Source organism: Brevundimonas vesicularis, from assembly GCF_032067225.1.
Taxonomy (GTDB): Bacteria; Pseudomonadota; Alphaproteobacteria; order Caulobacterales; family Caulobacteraceae; genus Brevundimonas; species Brevundimonas vesicularis_F.
Window position 1 is genome coordinate 1 of record NZ_DAMBJX010000086.1, and the last position, 7,870, is coordinate 7,870.

Annotated in this window: 6 protein-coding genes and 1 pseudogene; 2 read left to right on the forward strand and 5 right to left on the reverse strand. The window is 70.4% G+C overall.

All coding sequences use genetic code 11. From position 1 onward, the window contains the following. Window positions 1-57: 57 nt before the first annotated feature. Window positions 58-1,149, forward strand: coding sequence for an undecaprenyldiphospho-muramoylpentapeptide beta-N-acetylglucosaminyltransferase (gene murG, locus RT123_RS14850; protein WP_313009954.1), 1,092 nt, complete (start codon window positions 58-60; stop codon window positions 1,147-1,149). 166 nt (window positions 1,150-1,315) lie between these two features. Then, window positions 1,316-2,461 (forward strand): mechanosensitive ion channel family protein, encoded by a 1,146-nt coding sequence (locus tag RT123_RS14855; RefSeq protein ID WP_313009955.1) that lies wholly within the window; start codon window positions 1,316-1,318, stop codon window positions 2,459-2,461. On the opposite strand, the gene RT123_RS14860 is transcribed toward RT123_RS14855, so the two are convergent. The 5 genes and pseudogenes from RT123_RS14860 to RT123_RS14880 form a co-directional block, all read right to left on the reverse strand. Beyond that, the gene (locus RT123_RS14860; RefSeq protein ID WP_313009956.1) at window positions 2,430-2,843 is read right to left on the reverse strand and encodes a surface-adhesin E family protein; all 414 of its coding nucleotides are present in this window, start codon (window positions 2,841-2,843) and stop codon (window positions 2,430-2,432) included. The genes RT123_RS14855 and RT123_RS14860 overlap by 32 nt on opposite strands. Next, window positions 2,840-6,277 carry a chromosome segregation protein SMC gene (gene smc, locus RT123_RS14865; protein ID WP_313009958.1) on the reverse strand — a complete coding sequence of 1,146 codons (3,438 nt, stop codon included), beginning with the start codon at window positions 6,275-6,277 and terminating at the stop codon, window positions 2,840-2,842. Before smc ends, RT123_RS14860 begins: the two co-directional genes overlap by 4 nt. A gap of 12 nt (window positions 6,278-6,289) precedes the next feature. Then, window positions 6,290-6,901 (reverse strand): thioredoxin domain-containing protein, encoded by a 612-nt coding sequence (locus RT123_RS14870; protein WP_313009960.1) that lies wholly within the window; start codon window positions 6,899-6,901, stop codon window positions 6,290-6,292. Between the two features lie 15 nt (window positions 6,902-6,916). Then, window positions 6,917-7,561, reverse strand: a complete 645-nt coding sequence (locus tag RT123_RS14875; protein WP_039246870.1) for a DsbA family protein — start codon at window positions 7,559-7,561, stop codon at window positions 6,917-6,919. Between the two features lie 107 nt (window positions 7,562-7,668). Next, window positions 7,669-7,870 (reverse strand): annotated as a pseudogene (locus tag RT123_RS14880) (hypothetical protein); the annotation flags it as partial.

Genomic DNA, 7,870 nt, shown 5'->3' on the forward strand with positions numbered 1-7,870 from the left:
GCCTGCCCACCGTTTGAACTTCAGAATATTCAGACCCTCTTTTTCGGAGCCTCGCCCATGACCAAGCTCTGCGTCGTCGCCGCCGGCGGCACCGGCGGCCATATGTTCCCGGCCGAGGCGCTGGCGCGCGAGATGGCGGCGCGCGGCTGGCGCGTGGTCCTGGCGACCGATCACCGGGGCGGACAATACGCTCACGCCTTTCCGGCCGAGGAACGGCTGGCGCTGGACGCCGCCACCGGCTCCGGCCCGCTGGGCCTGATCAAGGCGGGCGTCGCCATCTTCAAGGGCGTGGTTCAGGCGCGAACGGCCTTCGACCGGCTGGGCGCGGACGTCGTCGTCGGCTTCGGCGGCTATCCGTCCGCCCCGGCCCTGGTCGCCGCCGTCACGTCCCAGCGACCGACGGTGATCCATGAACAGAACGCGGTCCTGGGCCGCACCAACCGCATCCTGGCCCCCTATGTCGGTCAGGTCGCCTCGTCCTTCCCGACGCTGGAACGCGCGCCGGCCAAGGTCCAAGGCCGCTCGCACGTCGTCGGCTCGCCGGTGCGGGCTGAGATCCGCGCCCTGTTCGACCGCCCCTATGCCGCTCCCGTCGCCGACGGCCCGATCCAAGTGCTGGTGACCGGCGGCAGCCAGGGCGCCCGCATCCTGTCCGAGACCACGCCCCGCGCGCTGGCCGCCCTGCCGGAAGCCCTGCGACGTCGGCTGAAGGTGCAGCAGCAGTCACGCCCCGAGACGTTGGAGGCCGCGCGCCAGATCTATCTGGACGCCGGGATTGAGGCCGAGGTCGCCCCCTTCTTCCGCGACATGGCTGAACGGCTGTCCAGGGCCCATCTGGTCGTCGGCCGCTCCGGCGCCTCGACCTGCGCCGAACTGGCGGTCGCAGCCCTCCCGTCCGTCCTGATCCCGCTGAAGATCGCCACCGACGACCACCAGCGCCTGAACGCCAAGGCCCTGACCGATGCGGGCGCGGCCGAGGTCATCCTGGAAGACGACCTGACCGTCGATCGCTTGGCCTCGACCCTGACCGGCGTCCTGTCCGATCCGGCGCGCCTGTCGGCCATGTCCGCCGCCGCCCGCAGCGTCGCCATCCCCGACGCCGCCCAACGCCTCGCCGACCTCGTCGAGGCAACGGCAGGCCGTGCATAATGTCTCCTCCCCACGTGTGGGGAGGGGGACCGCGTAGCGGTGGAGGGGTTTTCGCGCCGAAGGAACCCCTCCGTCACGGCGCGAAGGGCGCGCCGCGCCACCTCCCCATCGCTCCGCGAAAGGGAGGAGACATCAACCCTCTCGGCCCTGACGCGTTAGGAAGCTCATGCCTCCCGAAATCATCGCCGTCACCCGCCAGATTCGCGCCCTGTGGCACCGGTTCGACTGGCTGCCCGAATGGGCGGTCATCGGCCTGGTCCTGCTGGTCTTCGTCGGCGGCGGCTGGCTGACGCACAAGATCGTCTTCGCCATCCTGCGTCGCGTCGTTCGGAACAAGGATCTCTTCTGGCGCGGCGTGGTCGAACGCGCCCGGGTCAAGCTGCGCGTTCTGATCATCATCATCGGCATCGGCATCGGCGTGACCGTCTCGCCGATGGATCCCGGCCCGTCCGAGGATATCCGCAGCGCCCTGCTGTTCCTGTTCATCCTGACCCTGGGCTGGATGGCGTCGGGCGTGCTCGACATGTGGTCGGTCATGCACCTCAAGCGGTACAATATCGCTGTCGAGGACAATCTGCTCGCCAGGAAGCACCTGACCCAGACCCGCATCCTGCAGCGGGTGGCCAAGGTCGTGCTGTTCATCGTCACGGTGGGCCTGGCCCTGATGACCATCGCCGGCTTCCGTCAATGGGGCGTCAGCCTGCTGGCCTCGGCCGGCGTGGTCGGCATCATCGCCGGTCTGGCGCTTCAGCCGATCCTGACGAACATGGTCGCCGGCATCCAGATCGCCCTGACCCAGCCCATCCGCCTGGACGACGCCGTCATCGTCGAGAACGAGTGGGGCAATGTCGAGGAGATCACCTCGACCTATGTGGTGGTCAAGCTGTGGGACTGGCGCCGGATGGTGCTGCCCCTGTCCTACTTCATCACCAAGCCCTTCCAGAACTGGACGCGCGAGAACGCCCGCCTGATCGGCGTCGCTTTCTTCTACGTGGACTACGAAGCGCCCATCGACCGGCTGCGCACCGCCTTCGAGGGCATCGTCAAGGCGTCCAAACACTGGGACGGCGACGTGCAGGTGATGCAGGTCACCGACATCACCGAACGTGTGCTTCAGGTGCGCTGCCTGGCCAGCGCACGCTCGGCCCCGGTCGCCTTCGACCTGCGCTGCGAGATCCGCGAGAAGCTGATGGCCTTCATGCGCGACGAATGCCGCGAGGCCCTGCCGCGCGACCGCATCGAATGGCCGCAAGGGTCGGACAAGCCCGCCGAGGGGACGGTCAGTCCGCCAGCGCCCTTTGTCCCTGGCTGATGGCCTGCTCCAGCGTCAGCGCTTGAGCCGGCCGTTCGACCCCGCAGGCGATGGCCAGCAGCTCGGCCGCATCCCCGCCCGGCGCGGCGTCATAGGCCGGGGCGGCGTCCGGGGTCGCCGGCCCTTCTGTCCCGTCCGCCTTCAAGGAGGAGAAGTCCAGCCGATCCGCCGTCCTCGCGCGACAGTCGAACGCCCACCGCGACCAGCCCCCGACATAAGTCACGTCTCCGACCTTGAACCCGGCCTCGGTCACCTGCAGTTCCCGCATCCGCGCCACGTCACCCTCGCGCTCGATCGAGGCGGCGTCGGCATAGACGGCGAACCGCCCGACGCCGGTCGGAATCAGTTGAGGATCGGCGAGCGCGAGCAGCAGGGCGATCATGCGACCAAGGTCTCCGCCTGTTTGAGGTCCACGCTCACCAGCTGGCTCATGCCGCGTTCGGGCATGGTGACGCCGTACAGCCGGTCCATCCGGCTCATGGTCACCGGGTTGTGGGTGATGACGATGAAGCGGGTGTCGGTGCGGCTGCGCATCTCGTGCAGCATCCGGCAGAAGCGGTCCACATTGGCGTCGTCCAGCGGCGCGTCCACCTCGTCCAGCACGCAGACCGGCGCGGGGTTAGCGAGGAAGACGCCGAAGATCAGGGCCGCCGCCGTCAGCGCCTGCTCGCCGCCGCTCATCAGGCTCATGACCGACAACCGTTTGCCGGGCGGGCAGGCGTAGATCTCCAGCCCCGCCTCCAGAGGGTCGTCGCTCTCGACCAGCTTCAGCTCGGCTTGGCCCCCGCCGAACAGGGCCTCGAACAGGGTCTTGAAGTTGGCGTTGATCACGTCGAACGCCGCCACCAGCCGCTCACGGCCCTCGGCGTTCAGCTCGTCGATGCCGTCGCGCAGCTTGGCGATCGCCTGGGTCAGGTCGATCCGTTCCGACTTCATGCTGTTCAGCCGCTCGCCGTATTCGACCGCCTCGTCCTCGGCGCGCAGGTTGACGGCGCCCAAGGCCTCGCGTTCGCGCTCCAGCCCGTAGAGCAGGCTCTCGGCGCCGGCGGCGTCTGGCGGGCGGGCGATGGCGTCGTCCGTCAGCTTCTGACCCAGCTCCTGCGGCGACATCTGCGCCGTCTCGCGCAGGGTGGTCTCGGCCTCGGTCAGCTTCTCGGCGGCGGCCTCGGCGCGGGCGGACAGGCCGGCGCGCGCCTCGCGGGCCTGCGACGCGGCGGTTTCGGCGGCGCGCGACGCGCGGTCGGCCTCGGTCGCCTCGGTCTCGGCGACGGCCATGGCGTCCGACGCCGCCTGTTTCCGCTGTTCGGCGGCGACCAGCGTGTCCAGCAGCTTGCCGCGCTGTTCGGCGAAGCCCTGAGGCGCGACCTCGGCCTGCTTCAGCAGGGCGGCGGTCCGGTCGGCGTCCTTGGCCAAGGCGGCGACGCGGCCGGCGCTGTCCCTGGAGCGCGTGACCCAGCCCTCGCGCGCGCGGGTCAGGCTGCCCAGCCGCTGCTCGCGGCCCTGACGATCGCGGGCCTCGGCGTCGCGGTCCGACCGGGCGGTCTGGGCCGCAGTGCGGGCGGCGTCGGCCGTGGCGCGGGCGGCCGTCAGCTCATCGCGCAAGCCGGCGATTGTCTCCGACGGGGCGTCGGTGGTCTGGGCGGCGTCCAGGGCGGCTTGCGCCTCGGCTGCGTCGGCCGCCAGCCGGCTCACGGTGTCGTCCAACGCCTGGGCGCGGGCCTCGCGTCGGGCCTGCTCACGGGCCAGGGTCTCGACGCGGTCGCGGGCGGCGGTCACGGCCTTGTCGGCGGCGAAGGGCGTCAGGCGCGCGGCCTTGACCGTCTCTTCGGCGGCGCGGAAGGCTTCCGTCGCCGACTTCTGGGCCGCCTGCGCCTGATCCAGCGCTGGTCTGCCCTTGTCGATCTCGGCTTCAAGCTCGGCCAGTCGCGTGCGCTGTCCCAGCCGCACGGCGGCCGGACGCGGCGCCTCGGCGCGGCTGACGAACCCGTCCCAGCGATAGAGGTCGCCCTCGACCGTCACCAGGCGCGCGCCGGGCGGCAGAAGCCCCGCCAGCCGGGCCGCCTCGGCCTTCGGCGCCACACCGCAAAGAGCGAGCCGCGCGGTCAGCTGTTCCGGCGCTTGAACATGATCCGAAAGCGGCGTGATCCCGGCGGGCCAGGACGGGGAGGGCGCGTCCGCCCCGCCCCAGTAGGCGGCGGCCTTGGCGTCCAAGGCCGCGTCCAGATCGTCGCCCATCGCGGCCGCCAAGGCGGCCTCGAATCCCTTGTCGGCCCGCACCTTGTCCAAGGCGGGGGGATGGTCGCGCTTTCCGGTGACCAGCAGTTGGGCCAGACCCCGCGCCTCGGTCTGAAGTCGGCCCAGCCGGTCCTCTGCGGCGCGGGCGGCGGTGCGGGCCTCTTGTTCGGCGCGGGCCAGGTCGCCGCGTGTCGCCTCGGCCGCCTCGACGGCGTCGCGCGCCGCGGCAAGGTCGGCCTGCGCCGCTTCCAGCGCCTGGCGGGCGGCTTCCAGCTCTAGCGTTTCCAGCGGCCCTAGAGCCTCGCGTTCGCGGCGGGCCTGATCATGCTGGGCGATGACGCGGGCCAGTCGAGTCTCGGCGTCGCGTTTGCGGGCTGTCTCGGCGTTGGCGCGGGCCTCGACGGCGGCCAGCATACCCGCCAGCCGTTCGACCTCGCCGTCGGCGGCCTTGCGGGCGTCCTCAGCGGCGGTCAGAGCCTTGTCCAGTTCGGGACCACGTTCGGGGGCGCCGGCGATCTCGGCCTTCAGCCGGGCCAGTTCGTTGTCGAGCCGGTCCAGTTCGCGCTGGGCGTCGGCGGCCATGCCGTCTTCGCGCGCGGCGTCGGCGGCGATGCGGACGGCCTCGGCCTTGAGGCGATCCACTTCCGCGCGGGCGGCCTGTTCAGCCATGTCCAGCCGATCGCGCTCCAGGCTGGCGCGATGCAGCAGCGCGGAGGCGACGGCGTCTTCTTCCCGCGCGGGCTTCAGGGCTTCCTGGGCGGACAGGGCGGCCGTCTGGGCGGCGGCGGCGGCGGTCGTGGTGTCGGCCACCGCCCGGTCGGCCTCGCGCAGTTCGGCGGCGGCGGCCTCTGCGGCCAGGCGCGCGTCGTTCCAGCGCACATAGAGCAGGGCGGCCTGAAGGGCGCGGATCTCTGCTGAGATCTTCTTGTATTTCTCGGCTTGGCGGGCTTCGCGCTTCAACCGGTTGAGCGCCGTCTCCAGCTCGCGACCGATGTCGTCCAGCCGGTCCAGATTGGTCTCGGCGGCCTTGAGGCGCAGCTCGGCCTCGTGCCGACGGGTGTGCAGGCCGGCGACGCCGCCCGCTTCTTCCAAGATGCGCCGGCGGTTCTGGGGCTTGGCTGCGATCAGTTCCGAAATTTGACCCTGACGCACCAGGGCCGGGGAGTTGGCGCCGGTCGAGGCGTCGGCGAACAGCAGCTGGACGTCGCGGGCGCGCACCTCCTTGCCGTTGATGCGGTAGGTCGAACCCTGGCCCCGGTCGATCCGGCGCGACACCTCCAGCACGGGGCTGTCGGTAAAGGGCTGGGGCGCACGGCGAGCGGCGTTGTCGATGGTCAGGCTGACTTCGGCGTGGCTGCGCGGAGGACGGCCAGCGGCGCCGGCAAAGATGACGTCGTCCATGCCCTGGCCGCGCATGGCCTTGGCTGAGTTGGCGCCCATGACCCAGCGCAGGCTTTCAAGGACGTTGGACTTGCCGCAGCCGTTCGGGCCGACGACGCCGGTCAGGCCGGATTCGATGTGCACCTCCGCCGGATCGACGAACGACTTGAAGCCGACGAGCCGGAGGCGCTGGAACTGCATCGTCCTGGCGGACTACCGAAGCAGCGGATCGATGGCGGCCGACAGGGCCTCCAGCGAATGCTCCATCACCATCGTCCCGTTGACGAAGAAGGTGGGCGTGCCGGCGACGCCTGCGGCGCGCGCACCCTCGATTTGGGCGTCGAGGGCCGTACGGATGGTCGGGCCGTTCAGGCACGCCTCGATCTGCTCGCGGGTCTTGCCGCTGGCGGCGATACCGGCCGCGAACCAGGGTTGGGCGCCGGTGGTCTGCAGGTTGGCTTGATCGCGCATGAAGACGGCCGCCACGTCGAAATAGCGTTCGGGCGCGGCGCACAGGGCGACCGCAGCCGCGGCGGCGGCGACATTGGCGGGCGCGGTCGGCAGGTTGCGGTGAACCAGCCGGACCTTGCCGGTGTCGATGTATTTGGCCTTGAAGGCCGGCAGCACGGTGTTGTGGAAGTCCGCACAGTGCGAGCAGGTGAAGGACGCGTATTCAATGACCGTGACCGGCGCATTCGCCCGACCCAGGATATGATCCTGGGCCGTGACGGGCGGGGGCGCATCCGCGGCGAGCGCCGGCGTAGCCAAACCGCCGGTCAGGGCGGCGAAGGCGAAACCGGCGGCGATGAAGGCGCGTCGCATCATCTGATTTGACCTCGGTTACTTGGCCAGGGCCGCGTCGATGGCGGTGGACAGGTCGGCCAGGCTGGCGCCTTCGCCGCCGGGCGAGATGACCTGGGTTTCGTTGACGTAGAAGGCCGGGGTGCCGGTCACGCCTTGGGCGCGCGCGGCCTGAACCCGCTTCTCCATGGCGGCGACAGCGTCCTTGTCGGTGACGCAGTCGTTGAACTGCTGCTCGGACAGGCCAGCGGCCTGGGCGGTGCGCAGCAGCCAGTCGCGCGGCGAGGACGTCAGCATCTCCTGCTGCGTCGCCATCAGCTGGTGAACCACGTCGAAATACTTGTCCGGACCGGCGCAGCGCGCCACCAGGAAGCCGGCGGTGGCGGCGTCGACCGGCGGGGTCGGCAGTTCGCGGAAGACGTAGCGGACCTTGTTGGTGTCGACGTATTTGGCCTTGAACGCCGGCCAGGTGTTCTTCTGCCACAGGGCGCAGTGGGGGCAGGTGACCGAGGCGTATTCGACCACCGTGACCTTGGCGCCTTCGGGCGCGCCCAGACCCATGTCGCCCTCGGCCGCACCCTTGGCGCCGCCGCCGCAGGCCGCCAAAGCCATGGTCGCCAGTGCGGCGCCGGTGATGGCCGCACGACGGCTCATGCGGGCGAAGCGGGATTCAGTGTCGGCCATGAAGGTTCCTCGGATCGGATCGTTGGCGATGATCGCGCGATTCCCCGGGAATGGCGCAACCCTGAACTAGTCTGGAACAGGTGCGGCGAAGTTTTGTCAACAGCGCCTTATCCGCGCGCCCAGGCCCGATTGATCGCCGGTGCGGGGATGAAACTTTGCGGCCTGTCCTGGCGGGGCGGCGGATCGCTTATGCCCTGCTGAATGAAGCGCATCGCCGACAGCAGGCCGGACCGCGAGAAGGGCTTGGGGATCACGCCATGCGCGCCCAGGAAGTCCTCGGGGATCATCTTAGGGTTGGCGGTCAGAAAG

Coding starts and splice junctions, on each gene's coding strand:
- smc (WP_313009958.1), bottom strand. CDS start 6,277: ATGCAGTTCCAGCGCCTCCGGCTCGTCGGCTTCAAGTCGTTCGTCGAT.
- RT123_RS14870 (WP_313009960.1), bottom strand. CDS start 6,901: ATGATGCGACGCGCCTTCATCGCCGCCGGTTTCGCCTTCGCCGCCCTG.
- RT123_RS14875 (WP_039246870.1), bottom strand. CDS start 7,561: ATGGCCGACACTGAATCCCGCTTCGCCCGCATGAGCCGTCGTGCGGCC.
- RT123_RS14855 (WP_313009955.1), top strand. CDS start 1,316: ATGCCTCCCGAAATCATCGCCGTCACCCGCCAGATTCGCGCCCTGTGG.
- RT123_RS14860 (WP_313009956.1), bottom strand. CDS start 2,843: ATGATCGCCCTGCTGCTCGCGCTCGCCGATCCTCAACTGATTCCGACC.
- murG (WP_313009954.1), top strand. CDS start 58: ATGACCAAGCTCTGCGTCGTCGCCGCCGGCGGCACCGGCGGCCATATG.